10 protein-coding genes and 1 tRNA gene are annotated in these 18,998 nt (G+C 43.5%); 5 read left to right on the forward strand and 6 right to left on the reverse strand.

Translation table 11 applies throughout. From position 1 onward, the window contains the following. Positions 1-1,272 precede the first annotated feature (1,272 nt). The 3 genes from HFV01_RS22535 to HFV01_RS22545 all read right to left on the reverse strand — a co-directional run bounded on the left by HFV01_RS22535 (position 1,273) and on the right by HFV01_RS22545 (position 5,206). Entirely contained in the window at positions 1,273-2,943 is a 1,671-nt protein-coding gene (locus HFV01_RS22535; RefSeq protein ID WP_006621451.1) for a serine/threonine-protein kinase, read from the reverse strand. A 76-nt stretch (positions 2,944-3,019) separates the two neighbouring features. Continuing rightward, entirely contained in the window at positions 3,020-3,268 is a 249-nt protein-coding gene (locus HFV01_RS22540) for a Ycf34 family protein (RefSeq protein ID WP_006621453.1), read from the reverse strand. A gap of 276 nt (positions 3,269-3,544) precedes the next feature. Then, the gene (locus HFV01_RS22545; RefSeq protein ID WP_193520405.1) at positions 3,545-5,206 is read right to left on the reverse strand and encodes an AAA-like domain-containing protein; all 1,662 of its coding nucleotides are present in this window, start codon (positions 5,204-5,206) and stop codon (positions 3,545-3,547) included. 206 nt (positions 5,207-5,412) lie between these two features. Here HFV01_RS22545 and HFV01_RS22550 point away from each other — a divergent pair, with 206 nt between their 5' ends. Beyond that, the gene (locus HFV01_RS22550; RefSeq protein WP_006669105.1) at positions 5,413-6,672 is read left to right on the forward strand and encodes a tRNA nucleotidyltransferase/poly(A) polymerase-related protein; all 1,260 of its coding nucleotides are present in this window, start codon (positions 5,413-5,415) and stop codon (positions 6,670-6,672) included. Positions 6,673-6,811: 139 nt separating this feature from the next. On the opposite strand, the gene HFV01_RS22555 is transcribed toward HFV01_RS22550, so the two are convergent. The 3 genes from HFV01_RS22555 to HFV01_RS22565 all read right to left on the reverse strand — a co-directional run bounded on the left by HFV01_RS22555 (position 6,812) and on the right by HFV01_RS22565 (position 11,457). Next, positions 6,812-6,885 (reverse strand) — tRNA-Asp (locus HFV01_RS22555). A 69-nt stretch (positions 6,886-6,954) separates the two neighbouring features. Then, complete coding sequence (locus HFV01_RS22560; RefSeq protein WP_006669106.1) at positions 6,955-8,142, reverse strand: esterase-like activity of phytase family protein; 1,188 nt, start codon at positions 8,140-8,142, stop codon at positions 6,955-6,957. 231 nt (positions 8,143-8,373) lie between these two features. Then, positions 8,374-11,457: a type ISP restriction/modification enzyme gene (locus tag HFV01_RS22565; protein ID WP_193520406.1), complete on the reverse strand. Its 3,084-nt coding sequence runs from the start codon at positions 11,455-11,457 to the stop codon at positions 8,374-8,376. Positions 11,458-12,982: 1,525 nt separating this feature from the next. Between HFV01_RS22565 and HFV01_RS22570 the strand changes: the two genes are divergently transcribed. From HFV01_RS22570 to HFV01_RS22585, 4 genes are all read left to right on the forward strand, one after another. Continuing rightward, a complete protein-coding gene (locus tag HFV01_RS22570) occupies positions 12,983-14,233 on the forward strand; it encodes a response regulator (RefSeq protein WP_006621459.1) in 1,251 nt (416 codons plus the stop codon). Positions 14,234-14,467: 234 nt separating this feature from the next. After that, positions 14,468-14,833 (forward strand): response regulator transcription factor, encoded by a 366-nt coding sequence (locus HFV01_RS22575; protein ID WP_006617199.1) that lies wholly within the window; start codon positions 14,468-14,470, stop codon positions 14,831-14,833. Between the two features lie 10 nt (positions 14,834-14,843). Continuing rightward, complete coding sequence (locus HFV01_RS22580) at positions 14,844-15,380, forward strand: chemotaxis protein CheW (protein ID WP_006621462.1); 537 nt, start codon at positions 14,844-14,846, stop codon at positions 15,378-15,380. A gap of 219 nt (positions 15,381-15,599) precedes the next feature. Beyond that, the gene (locus HFV01_RS22585; RefSeq protein ID WP_006669108.1) at positions 15,600-18,974 is read left to right on the forward strand and encodes a methyl-accepting chemotaxis protein; all 3,375 of its coding nucleotides are present in this window, start codon (positions 15,600-15,602) and stop codon (positions 18,972-18,974) included. Positions 18,975-18,998: the final 24 nt, after the last annotated feature.

Consider the following 18,998-nt stretch of genomic DNA (forward strand, 5'->3'; position numbering starts at 1 on the left):
GTGATGGGCGAGGCGATCGCCCATTGCCCATTGCCTTTCCAGAAATTAATCAACGGGGCAGGATTAATTATTAATTATTAATTATTAATTATTTTGTCCTCTAGCAATTAGGGACGCGCGTCCAAGTGATGGGCGAGGCGATCGCCCATTGCCCATTGCCTTTCCAGAAATTAATCAACGGGGCAGCATTAATTATTAATTATTAATTATTAATTATTAATTATTTTGTCCTCTAGCAATTAGGGACGCGCGTCCAAGTGATGGGCGAGGCGATCGCCCATTGCCCATTGCCTTTCCAGAAATTAATCAACGGGGCAGGATTAATTATTAATTATTAATTATTAATTATTAATTATTTTGTCCTCTAGCAATTAGGGACGCGCGTCCAAGTGATGGGCGAGGCGATCGCCCATTGCCCATTGCCTTTCCAGAAATTAATCAACGGGGCAGGATTAATTATTAATTATTAATTATTAATTATTAATTATTTTGTCCTCTAGCAATTAGGGACGCGCGTCCAAGTGATGGGCGAGGCGATCGCCCATTGCCCATTGCCTTTCCAGAAATTAATCAACGGGGCAGGATTAATTATTAATTATTAATTATTAATTATTAATTATTTTGTCCTCTAGCAATTAGGGACGCGCGTCCAAGTGATGGGCGAGGCGATCGCCCATTGCCCATTGCCTTTCCAGAAATTAATCAACGGGGCAGGATTAATTATTAATTATTAATTATTAATTATTAATTATTTTGTCCTCTAGCAATTAGGGACGCGCGTCCAAGTGATGGGCGAGGCGATCGCCCATTGCCCATTGCCTTTCCAGAAATTAATCAACGGGGCAGGATTAATTATTAATTATTAATTATTAATTATTAATTATTTTGTCCTCTAGCAATTAGGGACGCGCGTCCAAGTGATGGGCGAGGCGATCGCCCATTGCCCATTGCCTTTCCAGAAATTAATCAACGGGGCAGGATTAATTATTAATTATTAATTATTAATTATTAATTATTAATTATTTTGTCCTCTAGCAATTAGGGACGCGCGTCCAAGTGATGGGCGAGGCGATCGCCCATTGCCCATTGCCTTTCCAGAAATTAATCAACGGGGCAGGATTAATTATTAATTATTAATTATTAATTATTTTGTCCTCTAGCAATTAGGGACGCGCGTCCAAGTGATGGGCGAGGCGATCGCCCATTGCCCATTGCCTTTCCAGAAATTAATCAACGGGGCAGGATTAATTATTAATTATTAATTATTAATTATTAATTATTCCGGTTTGAAAACAGTGGTATAGATAGAAACATCCCAGCGATAATGATACCAAAAAGGTCGTTACGAACCCATCTGAATTGCAGGAACTCTAGCACCAAGAATAACCCGACAACCATGGCAAAAACTTGCTTTTCGTCAACCTCATGATATGGTTTTATCCAGTTTTTAAACATGATAAATATTGGAGCAATTAGCAGTGATAAAAATGGGGTAAACACTATAAAGTTGTTGCTAAAAATATAGGCAACCATAGCCATAGTTAATGTGTCCATCCAGAACTGTTTGCTTTGGATTCTTTTTCGCCAATTTTCACTGCTAATTAACTTATGGCAATACTGCTTAAACCGCAGGCGCTGATTTTTGCGTCTGGCTTTTGGGTCTAATTTAAGCACTATTTGCCATTCAGGAACCCCACGATTTTGGACTCTGCCTAATAACTTAACCCGGACAATATTCTTGAGGTTTAATTGAGTTAATTCAGTGGCGATCGCCTTAGCTATTTGGGGATAATCCACCTGTTGTTTGTCGGCACGATTAATGACAATAGTTAACTTAGACTTACTAATCCGATTAACTTGCACCTTAACTTGATAGGATTGTAGAGCCTTTTGCAGAACCTCAGTGATTTGTGGTTCTTCCTGGGGGAGTGTACTAGGCTTTATTGGCTGTTTAATAGTGGTTGGATTAGTGGCGATCGCCACAAAACCAGTTTCCGGTTCCGGCGTTAAACCCGGCATAGCCTCAATATATTTAGGAGTGGGGTGCAATTTCAGCAGTAACGCCGCCGCCGAATGAAAACGCTTGCTTGTTGCCCCGGCCAACATTCTATCTAAAATATCAGCTAATTCGTCACTAACAGGACTTTTTAAATAACTACGCCAGCCCCAATTTCCCTCATGACTATCAAACAAATCAAAAGGGGTAACACCCGTCAACAAATGAATACAAGTCACCCCCAAACTATAAATATCACTAGCAAATACAGCCTTTCCCATCAACTGTTCAGGAGCCGTATAAGCAGCGGAACCAATCAGAGTCCCCGTCTTTGGTAATAGCCCCCCTGTCACCAATTTAGCCGCCCCAAAATCCACCAAAACCAAGCTATTTTCCGAGCCTTTACTGCTACAGCGGCGACGGATAATATTTTCCGGTTTAATATCTCGATGAATCACCTTATGGCTGTGAATAAACTGTAACACAGGCAATAATTCATCCAGAACCTGATAAATTTTATTTTCCGTAAACGGACCCTTGAGCATCAATTCTTGAGCCAGGTTATGACCCTCTATAAACTCCTGAACCAAATATTGATAGGGTTCCGACTCAAAATAAGCCACCCGGTTAGGGATTTGGGAATGTTCCCCTAAAATCTCCAGTTGCTGGGCTTCCTGACGAAATAAATCCGCCGATCGCTTGGCATTATTTCCCTGGGGAAAAAACTGTTTAATCGCGACCTGTGGATGGTTGGGTGTCAGTTGATCAACCGCTAAAAATGTGCGACCGAATCCCCCTTGTCCCAGGAGTTCCAGCGCAGCATAACAGCTATTGGCTGACCCCCCAATTGGGGCCGATAGTTTGACAGCAGCGCCACAGTGTTGGCACGACTCCCCCTCACCTGGGTTTTGGGGATTTGGACAGTGGGGATTAAAACAGTAACTCATAATCTGAGGATGTTAAAAAAAATTAAAGATGGGGGTGACTATTGACCCCCAATGGTTAATGGCTGTCCGCTGGTGATTAGGTGGGGATGGGCTCTCCCGGTCGCAATTTTGACCATTTTCCGGTTTCTTGTTTAAAACTTTCACAGCCAACTACATCCCATTCCATCTCGATGCTATCTTCTGTGGTGCGGATATTAACGTTGATGCTGGGTTCAACGGGGTCAAAGGTGGGATTGTCGCTAACATGGCGTTCCTGATGCTGTGTTTCTACGGCGTGGTAGGTGATACAGCGATCGACATAGTAACAGTTAACACAAATACACATATTCAAAACCCTCTGTATATTTTCAAAAGGATTGACTACTTGATTTCCCTTTCTGCTAATTTAGCTTATATTAATCGATTCTTGCTGATGGTGCTATTAGTCTCGCCTACTGTTATCCTGGTCTAGGCACTATCTCAGGCACTTTGGCGTCCACAGATGACTGTTACGGCTGTTTCTGACTCAGACTGGGGGATGATACTGGCTTAACCCCCCTCAGTACAATTTTACCCGATCTCGAACCTGATGCCAATTTCTGGGAATTTCATGGGGATGGGGTTAGTATTTAAAGTTAAATTCTGAACTCATAGTATAGCGATCGCGTCCAGCTTTTTTGGATTCATACAGTGCTTGATCTGCTGCCATAAACAGGGTCTCTGGATGATAATCACTGCTAGGAATTATGCTGGCAATTCCTATACTTATCGTTACTACCGGATGCTGAGAATCTACAGATTTAGGCACTCCAGAAGCTATAGCTAATTCTTTGACCGCGAGGCAAATTTTTGCCGCCACAAACATGGCTCCCTTCCCATCAGTTTGGGGTAGAAGCACCACAAACTCTTCTCCACCATATCTAGCTAATAAATCATTGGGACGTTGTAAATTCTGTTGAATAGCTTGGGCTATTTTTTGTAAACATACGTCTCCGGCTAGATGACCAAAAGTATCGTTATATAGTTTAAAGTAATCTATATCGCAGACAATTAATGCCAGGGGATTATGTTTGATAGCCATACATTCCCATTCCATTTTAAAAGCCTTCTGGAATTGTGAGCGATTAGCCACCTTAGTGAGTTCATCAACATAAACTAAATTTGATAAATATTGGTTATCACGTTCCAATTGTTCTATATAAATAGAACTAGGCACTTGGGGGGATATCGGTTTATAGCTAAAGTAAACACGATACAAATCACCAGCCAAAATATAATTATTTCCTAGGCTTTTAATTATCCCTATACTCTCTAAGTAATAGGCTGATATTGGCTCAATTTTTAAGGCTGTTTTGGCGGTGATTAACTGCTGAATCATTTCCACTAATTCTGGCTTTTTTTGAATTAATATCCAGATTTTTTTCAGATAATTTTTATAAATACCTGCATCGGTAGAAGCTCGATGAAAAAAATCATCAAATTTTGTTTGATGCTCATATAAATAATGAAAAGCTAGATGAATTAAATAGGGATGTCCACCGACCAAGCAGGTTAATTTGTGTAACTGATTTTCGGTTAAAGTGAGTTGGTATTTGTCGGCTAGTTCTCCCACTTGCTGATGCGTAAACTCAGGTAAATCAATCAATACACCTACATTAAAGGGAGATTGATTAATCCCTAAAGAAACATAAACTTCTGTGGAATGAACCAAAACCAGGCGCAATTTCTGCCAAATTGTTGACTGTGCAGATTTCTCATGCCAAAATCGCAATAATGGCATAAAGTTCATGAAGATTTGGGGATACTCAAACAGCAAATTAACCTCATTAAAAACCAATAAAAAAGGTCGGTTAATTTGGGCAATTAAGTATTCTTCAAAATACATCGTGCAGCTCACTTTGTCGCCGATGTCTTCATCCCAATAATCATTAATATTATAGGCTATTCCTAACTGTCTGGTGACATTACTACATAACCAACGAAAAAATTTGGTCGAACTTTCAAAAATCCCTAAATCCGCTTGCTGAAAGTCAATTAAGACGGTACTATATCCTAAACTGTTGGCGTGGTTAATCAACCTTAGCATTAACGAACTTTTGCCCATTTTTCGGGGTGCTTTAATTCGCATAACACTACCAGGTTGGGTTATTTGCTGATAGGCTATAATTTCGATGGGGGGACGCTCCACATAAAAAGCAGAATCCAGAGACAGCGGACTATCAGGACATGGGAGACAACCAAGAGGATTACTGAATTCTAATTCTGGCGGTATAGCTTGATCCATTTTCCCTCAAAATATTTTTGGTCTCATGGTATTGTATAGTATTAACCCAAATCCTGAGCTTTGTCAAAAATAGTCCCTTTCGGCAACATCAAGAAAGTTACCTGGGAAAGTTATCGTTATCTGAACACTTGAACTGGGTGGACTTTGGTAATTTGATTGACTATTTGCGATCGCGGATTCTTCTATAGATAGGTATTGCTTGCTATATGTCTGCTGCTATTACATCCCCATTATCTCCCGAAAACTGGCCGTTTGGTTTAGAAAATCTACCCGAATCAGCTTATTTAGTCGGGGGTGCGGTGCGGGATGCCTTATTGAGTCGCGCCGTGGGTGATTTGGATTTAGATTTTGTGGTGTTGTCGGAAGCAGTAAACACAGCCAAAACCATCGCCTCCCATTATCAAGCCGGATTTGTGTTGTTAGATGCGGAGCGACAAATTGCTAGGGTAGTATTCCCAGGGGTAACAGTAGATTTTGCTCAAGCTGAGGGAGGAAGTTTAGAGGTAGATCTAGGGCGGCGGGATTTTACAATTAATACGATCGCCTATCATCCCATAACCAAAACTTTTTTCGACCCCTATCAGGGACAACAAGACTTAAAACAGGGTCTGATGCGCATGATCAGTCGGGAAAACTTAGCTGATGATCCCCTGCGGTTGCTGCGGGGATATCGACAGGCGGCGCAGTTAGGCTTTGTGATTGAACCGGAAACTAAACAGACGATCGCCGATTTAGCCAGTTTATTACCACGGGTAGCAGCAGAACGTATCCGCACTGAGTTAGGATATTTACTCAATACCCCCTTGGGAGTGCCGAAATTAATTGAAGCCTGGAAAATCGGTCTGATCTCCCCCTGGTTTAGCAGTTTGGGAGATAGATGCGATCGCCTCAAAAATCTTGATCACGTCGCCGCCGCCGTCTCACAAACCTATCCACCATTAGCCAAACCCTTGAGGGAGTCGGTGCGGGAAACCATTAAAATGTCCCAACTCGCGATCGCCAAATTAGCCACCATGACCAGCGAGGATCGGGACCAAGCCGAAGCCGAGTTAATTACCCTCAAATATAGCCGAGTTGAGATCCGGGGAGTTCTGGCTTTACTAGGAACCTTTCAGCAACTACAACCCACCCCCATAGCCGATCTATCCATACGCCAACAATATTTTCTATTTGCTAATGTGGGGGAATTTTTCCCCGCCTTAGTAGTCCTGTCCATAGCCGCCGGAGCATCACTACAGGAGTTTACTACCCTAATTAACCATTATCTGAATCCCGATGATGCGATCGCTCACCCCCAACCCGTCATTAGCGGGAAACTCTTAATGGCAAAATTGGGACTCTCTCCCAGTCCCTTATTAGGGGATCTACTCCAAGAGATACAAATTGCTAAGGCTGAGGGTCAAATATCCACCCGTGAAGATGCCATAGCGATCGCATCCCAGAAAATGCTTGAATTAAACCTATAATAAGCGCGATCGCATTGATGATTTTATCCCCAGCCATCGCCCATTGCCCATTGCCTTCCCAGAAATCAATCAACGGCGCAGCATTAATTGTTAATTATTAATTGTTAATTATTAATTGTTAATTGTTAATTATTTATAACGGGACTGACGGGGCTCGAACCCGCAACTTCCGCCGTGACAGGGCGGTGCTCTAACCAATTGAACTACAGTCCCCTATGGTAGACCCTGATTTGAAGTCTTCGTAGTTAGTGCTTCGTTTTAAGCACAAAATCTATTATCAGCTTAATTCCCGGTTTTGTCAACCCCTGAACCGAAAAAATTTTCTATCCACTCCCAGACCCTTTGCTGATAGGGTTTCGCCGGATATTCGGGGTCGATCGCAAAAACTACGATCCGGGTGTGTAGTAGCGGGTGGAAATTGTTGTCGCTGACCATGATTAGCGATCGCCTTCCGTCCGGGAGAGTTGGCCCAAAAGTCATCCCCTCCAGATTATCCCAGATTACCTCAGCCTGTATCTCTGGGGGAATCAATACCGGAGTTTTGCTAACCGGGGTAATTCCCTCTAATTGGTTTCGCAGGCTGTCCAAGGACCTAATATCCGTCGCTTCCTTCACCGATACCTCAAACAGGCGGATCACAAATCCCCGGTCTAGGGAAAATGACCTTTCCATAGCCAGCGATCGCCTCTCACTCACAGCCAGCAACTCCACCAGTCCGTTAAGCTGTAACGTCTCAGACATCAGGGAACTACCCGCGATCGCTTCTGTCATATACAGAAACTGACCATCTACTAAACCCGTCTCCAAATTATAGCGAATTATCCGGCTAGGGCTTCCTTCCTTAACCGTCGCCGCCGGTCCGTCTTGAATTAAAGCATTTTCCGTAGCTGTAAATAGAGTTTTTCCGTCCGGGGTTAGGGTCAGGCTTTCCGTAGCCAGATTATTTCTCACTCCTATATTAGGATTATCTGGCGAAAACAATTGTTTTGGGATGGGTAATTCACTTAGTTGGCGACCCGACTCTAGGGAAAACTCCTTGATAAACGGAGGATAACCCGCCGCTATATTTCCTTCCGAAGCAATCCAAACCGTTTCTCCCGTAAAAGCAATTCCTTCCGGGTCTAAACTATACAATGGGAAGGCTTCCCCGTTGGCGTCTAATATCCGCCTTACTCCTATTACTTCCACCCCTTCTAATTGGAAAGGGTCCCCACTCCAGTGCAATTTCAGCGTGTAAAATCTCGCGTCACCGCGATCGCCTTGGGAGTCCGACACCGCATAATATACATCTTTTTGCCGGTTATAAGTTATTCCCGACAGTCCCCCCACTTCTGTATCCTCAAATCGGAAACCTGTGGGAATCGTGACCGCACCCAAAAACGATGTTAATTCCTGAATGCGATCGGGGGATGGTGGGGTAATTCCTACTTCGATTAATCCCACTGTTACGGTCAGCGGTAATATGGTCATCAGCGAACACTTCAGCCACCACATCAATTTGCGCCAGTCCCGTCAACGGGTAAACTTCCTAGGATTTTCGCGGGTAGATATTTCGGGAATCTTCCCCTCTGTGGGCAATCTCAAAACAGGCTGATTTTTACCCCCCCTTTTAACCTACCAGCCATGGTGATATTTGTCAAGGGTTCCCCCCAGGTTTCCATAACTCACCGATATGGCTGGGGGTAGACGATCATCTTTTCCTTATTCCAGGGAGGGTAATTGATTGACAATATCCACCGTTTCTAAGCTAACTGTAATCACCTGACCAATTAACCTCACAATATATTGTTCATCGTCTAAGCGGTTGGGGTCATTTTCAATACCACTGCGTTTATCTATTTTAACCTGATAGCGGTCAATAATCCAATCTAAAGCTGATCGGTTCCCCAGGCGATATGCAAACACTTTCGGGGGAATACCCGCCAAGGTCAGAAACTCGTTATAAATTAACTGGGTTTTATCTTTACTCAGTTTCATCTTTTCCACCCGCCAATTTAACGCGACCTCATCATTTTCGATAAATTCCAGCCGATATTCCGGTTGCTTTTCATAGTTTAGATGAATTTCCGCTAGACGTTTTCCCGCTTTGGCAAAACTCTCAAATTCCGGGGCGTAGGGAATGCGCGGTAATTCCCTTTTCAGGTTGTCCGCGTATTTTTCCCGATACCTGGGATGGTGTAACAAACCATATATATAATAGAAAATATCCCATTTACTGATAGCCCGGTTTTCGTATTCTTCCCGAAAAGCATCTAACGCCCAGTCCGTGATGTTTTCCTGGCGGTTATTTCCGTCTTCGTCATAGCTGTAGAAAGGGAAACAACGTGCGCCACCTGTCCCTGGACTTAACATATTTAAATCAACGATCATATTACTTATCATCGCTGTAAAAGATTTTTCTGAACCTAACCCAGTTACACAAATCACCCGATTCTCTTTCTCTGTCTCCGGGGTGGGGAATATGTAGGGAAATTGACCGCGACGATGAGTTAAAACTTCATCGAAATATAAAAACTGAAAACAAAATGGACGATATAGAGAATTTCTTACGTTTTCGGGGATAAACTGCGTAGTTATATTGGCTTTCAGACATTCTTTAAGGCGACTACTCCATTTAATTTTCGTATCATCAGATATAACAAAATCATCGAGATTAACTGATGGATCTTGACAATCATGCCATTTCCTGGTTTGTTCATTATAGGTGGCGATCATCCTTTGAATATTGGCGGCTAATTCATCAGGATTAAAGTTATACGCCCAAACATCGCGATTGGTATTAACTCCCAAGCTAAACAACTTAAAAATCGCCCCCGTCGCGTCTCCTTTGGCGGCTTTGGTTTCCTTAGTCCCCATGGGGATAAAGGTTTCAAAATCCGCGTGCAACCCTGCGGTTAACCAGGTATGTTTTTTGTCCGGTTTAATCTCTTCCCAGTCTACCCCACCCAAATGCTGACATTTTTCTAAATAATCGTATTTTTCCTGTTTCCGCCAAAACTCACCCACCGCTGCATAATAAATTTTACCCGGAGATTTGTTACCTTCCTTCTTTTTAATCAACAGGTTAATACTCACCCCTACTTTGATATCAAAAACATTATAAATCGGTTGATTGCTGGCATTTTTTCTGATATTACCCCCCAAATCTAAAATATAAATTGCGTCAAAATCTTGGGCTAAATGCTGCCGCATTCCATCAAAAGCGATCGCATCAATAAAGCTGTTATTGCTGACAAATGCCACAATTCCCTCATCTTCAATCCTATCAGCCGCCCAGCGAAATGCCTTAACGTAGGGGTCGGAAAGTTTATTTTTATTAGTCGCTTTCGAGTCTTTCGCATAAGTTTCCGCCACCCGTTGATCAACTCCTCCCGTTTGGCTATATTTGCGGTTTTTGTTATTGTCGTTTTCATTTTGCTGCGCTGTATTATAGGGAGGGTTGCCAATGACCACAAAAATGGGGGAACTTTGCTGCTGCTTGACCCGTTGGGTATTTTGGGGAGTAAATAAATCGAGTTGTGATGCTTCTTGCACCGAGAAAGTATCCACCAAACAAATCCCGTCAAAAGGCTGATATTGTCCGGTTGCCGTCAAATATTCATGCTCAATATTCATCGAAGCGATATAATAGGGTAATAACATCACCTCATTGCAGTGTAACTCCTGCTGATACTTATGAGATAACGCAGTTTTTCTAATCTCCCGCATTATCCGCATAATAAAGTTACCCGTCCCCACAAACGGGTCAAGAATATGCACCCCTTTATCACTCAGAGATTTCTTAAACTCCGTGCGGAGAATCTCATCAACACTTCTCACCATAAAATCGACAATACTCTGAGGCGTGTAAACAATCCCATGGGTATCGGCGACATTGACCGCAAACCCTTGGAAAAACCTTTCATAAACCGTGTTTAAAAAATGCTGCTTTTCGCTATACTCAGTAATAGTAGCCGCAGCCTCTTCTAAGGCGCGATAAAAATAATCAACATCTCCCAGAAAATGAGCGCGACTAAACGACTTGGAGGTTAAAGCCTCGATCACCTTCTCAATTTCCACCGCGATAATATTGCGCCGGGTAAAATCGGGGTTATTAAAAATCTGTCGGAAAATCCTTTCCGTGAGTAAATGCTGAATCAGCATCTCTTCCACAGCCGCATCAGAAATATTAGGATTAATCGACTGACGGCACAGGTTACTAAACCCTTGAAAAGCCCCAATAAACTGGGGATTAGTTTTGCGTTGACTCTCGATTAAATCAACCAGTTTTTCCCCCAACCCGCGCACTTTCTCGCCAAATTCGGCCGCGGCTTTCTCCCAATTTTCGATTTGGGGTGGGCGATATTCAAAAAACAACTTTAGACTTTCGACCAAGGCTTCCGGTTTGGTGATATCCTGGTCATAGACTTGTTTTCCCCCTTGCCAAATAATCACCCGGTCAGGGGACTGAAAAATAATGTTATCTTTGGGGTAGCCTTTGGCAAATTTCTTTTGTACTTCTTTGGGTAAGTCGTCGGCGGTGTCTTTAGCTTCCCAAATGCCATGTTTTAGGGTATCATCTCGGACAAATAACCCATCAACTTGAATCCGTTTTTTGGCGGTCAACTTCAGGCTGTTTTCCTGTACCAAAATCCAATTAAACTGCTGACAACAGGAAGTTAACAAATCGGCAAAAGCGACTTTAACCGCCCCTTCATTAGCCGCCCCCAACTTCTGGAAGTTTTGTAATGTTTGGTAATAGGACTTTACCGCCTTGTGGGAAGGTTTCAGATTCAAAGTAGCCATAAGCAATTAATAATTAACAATTAACAATTAACAATTAACAATTCTTGATTATTGCCGGGGGGCAAGTGATGGGGTATTACCCAGAGGAGGTCAAGTCCTGGGAGAACCCGCGTCCACCATTATCAATGGAATAATTAATTATTAATTATTAATTATTAATTATTAATTATTCACAATTCTTGATTATTGCCGGGGGGCAAGTGATGGGGTATTACCCAGAGGAGGTCAAGTCCTAGGAGAACCCGCGTCCACCATTATCAATGGAATAATTAATTATTAATTATTAATTATTAATTATTAATTATTCACAATTCTTGATTATTGCCGGGGGGCAAGTGATGGGGTATTACCCAGAGGAGGTCAAGTCCTGGGAGAACCCGCGTCCACCATTATCAATGGAATAATTAATTATTAATTATTAATTATTAATTATTAATTATTCACAATTCTTGATTATTGCCGGGGGGCAAGTGATGGGGTATTACCCAGAGGAGGTCAAGTCCTGGGAGAACCCGCGTCCACCATTATCAATGGAATAATTAATTATTAATTATTAATTATTAATTATTAATTATTAATTATTCACAATTCTTGATTATTGCCGGGGGGCAAGTGATGGGGTATTACCCAGAGGAGGTCAAGTCCTGGGAGAACCCGCGTCCACCATTATCAATGGAATAATTAATTATTAATTATTAATTATTAATTATTAATTATTCACAATTCTTGATTATTGCCGGGGGGCAAGTGATGGGGTATTACCCAGAGGAGGTCAAGTCCTAGGAGAACCCGCGTCCACCATTATCAATGGAATAATTAATTATTAATTATTAATTATTAATTATTAATTATTAATTATTCACAATTCTTGATTATTGCCGGGGGGCAAGTGATGGGGTATTACCCAGAGGAGGTCAAGTCCTGGGAGAACCCGCGTCCACCATTATCAATGGAATAATTAATTATTAATTATTAATTATTAATTATTAATTATTCACAATTCTTGATTATTGCCGGGGGGCAAGTGATGGGGTATTACCCAGAGGAGGTCAAGTCCTAGGAGAACCCGCGTCCACCATTATCAATGGAATAATTAATTATTAATTATTAATTATTAATTATTAATTATTCACAATTCTTGATTATTGCCGGGGGGCAAGTGATGGGGTATTACCCAGAGGAGGTCAAGTCCTAGGAGAACCCGCGTCCACCATTATCAATGGAATAATTAATTATTAATTATTAATTATTAATTATTAATTATTCACAATTCTTGATTATTGCCGGGGGGCAAGTGATGGGGTATTACCCAGAGGAGGTCAAGTCCTGGGAGAACCCGCGTCCACCATGATCAATTGTCCATTATACATTATCCACCACGATGGATTGAGTTAATTCACTATTTATGCTATCCTAACGAGAGTGTAAGACAGTAATGTTGCCCTTACCCTCCTCAATCCCATTAATTGAGTTGTATGAGGACATTAAAAAAATTTAAGCGATCGTCAGGAGGCCAAGCGGCTTCATGCAAGGCTCTTTAAATGAAATCGATATCCGCAGTATATTGCAGTTGGTCGAAGTCGGTCAACGCACCGGTCAGTTAATGGTGGAAGCCTATAGCCCCGCCGCCTCGGTAGTTTCGGAAAAATATAGCGATCGCTTGAAGAGTCACTGCTGGCTAGTTTTTTGCTCCAACGGTAGAATTGTCTATGCTGGGGAAAGCGAGGGTAGCCTGAAAAGACTGCGGGACTACCTGTACCGCTACAAGTTAACAGAAGTCCTCAATGAGTTAGAAGTGCCGTCAATTACGGCAGTTAACGCGCCCGAATACGGCTATTTGTGGGTGCTACTAGAACAAAACGCGATTACCCCCACCCAGGGGCGCAGCATTCTCCATGGGATGATTTCCGAAACCCTATTCGACCTTCTCAGCCTTCACCACGGGGCTTTTAACTTTGAAATGGGTTCACCCCTAGCACCGCAATTAATGACTTTACAAATCAACACGGTGTTACCTAAAATTATGAAACAGGTGCAGGAGTGGAAAACTTTTCACCCCCATATCCAATCCCCCAGTCAGTGCCCCCTCATTTTAGACCCAGACAAACTTAGACAAGTAGTGCGTCCCAATGTCTTTGAAACTTTAACCCGTTGGGCGGACGGAAAAACGACTTTCCGACAAATTTCCCGTTATTTGAACCGAGATATTGTCGCAGTCACCAAGGCGATCTATCCTTTTTTACAACAGGGTTTTGTGCAACTGCGCTTTCGGCCGACCGAACCAAGTCCGTACCCCCGTTCTCAGTTCGAGAGTAAGGTTCCCCGCATTGTCTGTATTGATGACGATCGCGTAATTCGGGAGACAGTAGAGTTAATCTTAACGGAGCATGGCTACGAGGCGACGGCTATAGGTCATCCCCTGAAGGCATTAAGTCAAGTGTTCCAACTGAAACCAGATCTGATTTTATGCGATATCGCCATGCCGGAACTAAATGGATATGAAATTTGCGCGATGTTGCGAAGTTCTAGTGCTTTTCGGGAAACTCCGATTATCATGCTAACAGGCATTGATGGATTTATCGATCGCCTCAAAGCCCGAATGGTGAGAGCGACCAATTATCTGACCAAACCGTTTAGCAAGAGGGAGTTACTGACGCTGGTAGAAAACTATGTGGGTACAGCCGACGGTCATTCCCGGAAGCTAGAAAGTCAACTCGCCGAGACTTTTTCCCATAAGTGGCCTTCTCTTGACTCGGAGGAGTCTTATTCGGTCTGATTTCAAAGTGTAATCAATAGGTGGCGAACTTAGGTATACTTGAGATTAAATCCATTCGCATTAAGGATTTGATCAAATCAACTCTGCGGGTGGAATATCGCGGTTGCAATAAAGCCAATGGCTTGTAACTGGAATGTCTCGGAGCTGAGGGTTGGCCGAATTATATTGGAAATGCCCCAGTCCCTCCGCGCCCTGCCTCAGTTAACTTAGAACCCAGCAACTCAGCAAGATAGTATGAATACAATTATGGTTGTAGAAGACAGTGTGACACAACGGGAGATGATCTCAAATCTCCTGAGAGAAAGTGGCTTAAAAGTCGCGGTAGCAAGCGACGGTGTAGAGGCACTAGAACAAGTTCAACAAATCTCTCCCGATCTAGTGGTGTTGGATATTGTAATGCCTCGCATGAATGGCTACGAACTGTGTCGCCGTCTCAAGTCTGATCCGAAAACTCAAAAAATTGCCATTGTGATGTGTTCTTCCAAGGGAGAGGAGTTCGATCGATATTGGGGCATGAAACAGGGGGCAGATGCTTATATCGCCAAACCATTTCAGCCGACTGAACTGGTAGGGACGGTTAAACAGCTATTAAGGGGGTAGGTGAGGGGTAATGGTTGGAAGTCCCGATTTTATCACGGGTCAAGGTGCAGACGGCTCCGAGTTTCAGGAGCTAGAAACCCCAGAGGGTGAGTTGCATCTGCGTTTTTTTGTGGCATCGGGTGCCGAATTTGCCTTGCCCGCTATGGGTATCAAAGAAGTCCTATCTCAATCAATTGACCGCATTACTCCCATTCCCAATGTATCATCCCTACTGTTGGGGACTCTCAACTTGAGGGGACGAGTGGTTTGGGTGGCTGATCTAGGACAGTTTTTGGGAGATACAATGCAATTAAACACCGATCGCACGGAAATTCCCGTAATTGCCGTAGAAGACCAAGATACTATGTTGGGTTTAGCAGTAGAGTCGATAAACAATCTGACGGCTATGGACTGGCTACCCATAGAAAAAATGAGAACGCCAGTTCAGGTTCCCGATAGCATGGCTCCCTATATAAAAGGGGAGTGGGTTCTGGAGGATTCACCAGATAAACCTTTGCGCCTGTTAGACCAAATTGCCGTTTTGCGATCGGCTCGGTGGGCAGTATAAATAAGCTGTATACAAGGTGATTGAACCAATACAGCTATCTGCATCACTATAATATAACTAATTGTGGCTCAGGATGATTACAATTGAGGGGGTTGTGGTCATCATCAGTCCAACATTTGCCCAAGCAGTAATCAAGATACTAACTAAGCTAATACAGTTGTTTTAAGTTTTAAATGTAATTTTTGCGGTAACTTTATAGAGTCGTAAGGGGAATGGCCAATGACAGCAAGTGCAGAATATCTGCAGGAGTACCAAAAAACTGAGGCAGCCTACACAGATGGAAAATTGGACGAGGCGGCTACTTTAGTCTATAAATTAGTGGAAGACTACCCGGAAGACCCATTCGCTCGCCTCCTGTGTGGTCACATTTACTACGGTTTACAACAATACGATGTGGCACGGGAACAATATGAGGTGGTCCTTAGCCTGACGGAAGACCCGGCACTGGTGGAACAGGCGGAAGACTACTTGACAGAAGCTAGTCAATTCTGCGAGGACTCGGAGACCGGTTCGTCTTTGGGAGATATTAGCTTGGATGATGAGTTTGATGATGAGTTTGATGATGCTCAAGAAACTATCCTAGAGGATTTGAGCTCGGTAGGTGATGATGCTAACGGTTCCCTCGATTTTGATTTGGAAGAAGAACTAGATCTAAATGCGATCGATGAACAATTAGATGAGTTGGAAGAATTAACGGCAGCATCCCAACAACTAGGGAAATATCCCCAAAAACCCTCGGCAACTATAGAAACCCTGGATGATGCTCTGGATTTGTATGATGACGAAGATATGGGCATGGAAGAAATAGATATATCGTCAGCCTTGGATGATTTAGATGAACTAAGTAACCTCGAATTTGAGGAAGGAACAGAGGAAAACTTAGAGGCGATCGACGACGACCTCGGGGACTTAGATAGATCTGCAGATGAACTAGAGCCGGAAAATTTGAATGGTAAAGCCAGTGTAGGGGGTGAAGAACTAAATGACTCCCTAGAAGATGAATTTGACTTAGAAGAAGATAACTTTAATCCCCTAGAATTAGAAGCTAATCCCCTGGTAGATGATTCCAACTTCGACCTAGATGATGAGGTAGACCCGGACCTAACCAACCCGTTAAATAACCCCTTTGCTCAGGGGCAAGAAACTGACGAGGAAGAAGAAGACCCTGACTTGAATTTTGACCTAGAAACATCAGATCCCTTTGTGATGGACGAAGAGGATGAACTGGTGTTGACGGAAGGATTAGATCCAGAAGACCCCATGAGTGGCTCCCTCGAACAACTATCAGAAGACTTGTTTGAGGAAGATTTAATCGATGATTCCCATAAAGACTCCCCCGGGACAAATACCCCTGGGGTGACTCAAGAACATCAAGACAGTTTGGATGATTTGGATGACGATTTCAGCCTGACAGATCTACCTTTAACTGATGGGCCGATAACTAATGAACCGATAGTTGATAATGTTGCCGAAGAAATTAAACCGCCGGATTTGGGCGATGTGCAGGATGAACTGGATATCGGAGAACTGGAACTAGAGGAGGATGATATTTTTTCTCCCCTAGAAGATATGGCTGATGCTAGGCATCAAACTGTGGCAGAAACTAACGGTAATGGTAACGGTAAAGGATTGGTGAAACCTGATCAGATCAGCCTGAATAAGACCCCAAATAATAATTTAGATGAGGAAGAAGAAAATTTCTCTGATTTCAATCTGGATGGGGACAAAATTAATGATTCAGTATCTGAGGAGTTGGAACTGGATGATATCCCGGATACGTTTGACCTCGATAGCCTGGAAGAGTCAACTGTAAGCAATGGGACGGCTAATGGTGCGATCGCCCACAACAAGACAAATCAAACCTCTGGTTCTCAAGTCAACGAATTTTTAGAGGATTTTGAAGAGTTTGATGATGTAGAGGGTTTTGGGATTCCAGATGCGGCGGGATATGCTTTTATGCCCGATAGCGCTGACTTGGATGATGATGACCTCGATAGTAATTTCCTGGGAAGGTCTAGCAGTATCCCAGATAACGATAGCTCGGCGATCTACGAGGATGATGTGTTCAATACTCCCACAGAAAGGGAGGCGATCACGGCATTTTCTAACCTATCAGAAGACTCGGTTGATACTAATATTTCGGTAGAACAGGGCTCATTTGCCTTCCTGGAAAATAAGCCGCTCAGATCTAAGTCTTTTTATATAGCATTGGGGAGTGGGTTAGTAACTTTGATTGCTGTGGCTGTGGCTACTAATATTGCTACTAAGGTTGCTGCTAGTAGTTATCAAGGGGAAGTGGTTAACTATCTACGCCGCTCAGGTTGGTTGATGACTATTGTGGCTGGGGCTAGTAGTTTTGGGACGGCTTTTGCTATGGGCCGTATTACCAGCCAACAGCTAGAGAAGGCGACTGGCGACCTGCAAAAACAGTTTGATGCGATCGCACGAGGAAACCTTAATGCCCGTGTGAATGTCTACGCGGAAGATGAACTGGGGCAAATGTGCGCTAAATTTAACTACATGGCTCAGTTCATTGAAAGCACCACCAGGGAAGCTCAACGGAAGGCGGAAGAACAGGAGGAGGCTAAGGAAAACCTCCAGCGTCAAGTGATTAGACTCCTAGATGATGTGGAAGGGGCGGCGCGAGGAGATTTGACTGTGAGCGCTGAGGTGACTGCAGACGTGCTGGGGGCGGTAGCAGACTCGTTTAACCTGACAATTCAGAACCTGCGGGAAATTGTGGTTCAGGTGAAACAAGCGGCTCGTCAGGTGAGTCGTGGAGCGACGGATAGTGCGAGTTTTGCCAAAGATGTGGCTGGGGATGCTTTGCGACAAGCGGAGGAATTGGCCGCGACTCTTAATTCGGTGCAACTGCTGACTGATGCTATTCAACGGGTAGCAGATAGCGCCAAGGAAGCTGAGGAAGTAGCCAGGACGGCGGCGGCTGTAGCAACTAAGGGTGGTGAAGCGGTAGAAATGACTGTGGCTGGTATCTTGAAAATTAGGGAAACAGTGGCAGAAACGACGCGAGATGTTAAGCGTTTGGCTGAATCTTCTCAGGAAATCTCGAAAATTGTCGCAATCATTTCTAATATTGCTTCGCGGACTAACTTACTGGCTTTGAATGCTAGTATTGAGGCGGCTAGGGCGGGAGAAGCAGGCCGTGGTTTTGCTATTGTGGCTGATGAGGTGCGACAACTGGCGGATAAGTCGGCTAAGTCCCTCAAGGAAATTGAACAAATTGTAATGCAGATCCAAAGCCAAACCAGTTCTGTAATGATGGCAATGGAGGAAGGAAACCAGCAAGTAATTGAGGGGACCCGTCTGGCGGAACAAGCGAAGCGATCGCTTGATGATATCATCCAAGTAACCAATCGTATTGATGTTTTGGTGCGATCAATTACGGCTGATACGGTGGAGCAAAACGAAACAGCTAGGGCGGTGGCTGAAGTAATGCAGGCGGTAGAACTAAGCGCCCAAGATACATCCCAAGAAGCCCAAAGGGTCGCCAGCGCCCTCAGTAACCTGGTAGGAGTAGCACGAGATCTGCTAACTTCGGTGGAAAGGTTCCGAGTAGATCCTTCGGAACATTAATAGCCAAAGTTCCTAGTCAAAGAT

This window comes from Limnospira fusiformis SAG 85.79, assembly GCF_012516315.1.
GTDB lineage: Bacteria > Cyanobacteriota > Cyanobacteriia > Cyanobacteriales > Microcoleaceae > Limnospira > Limnospira fusiformis.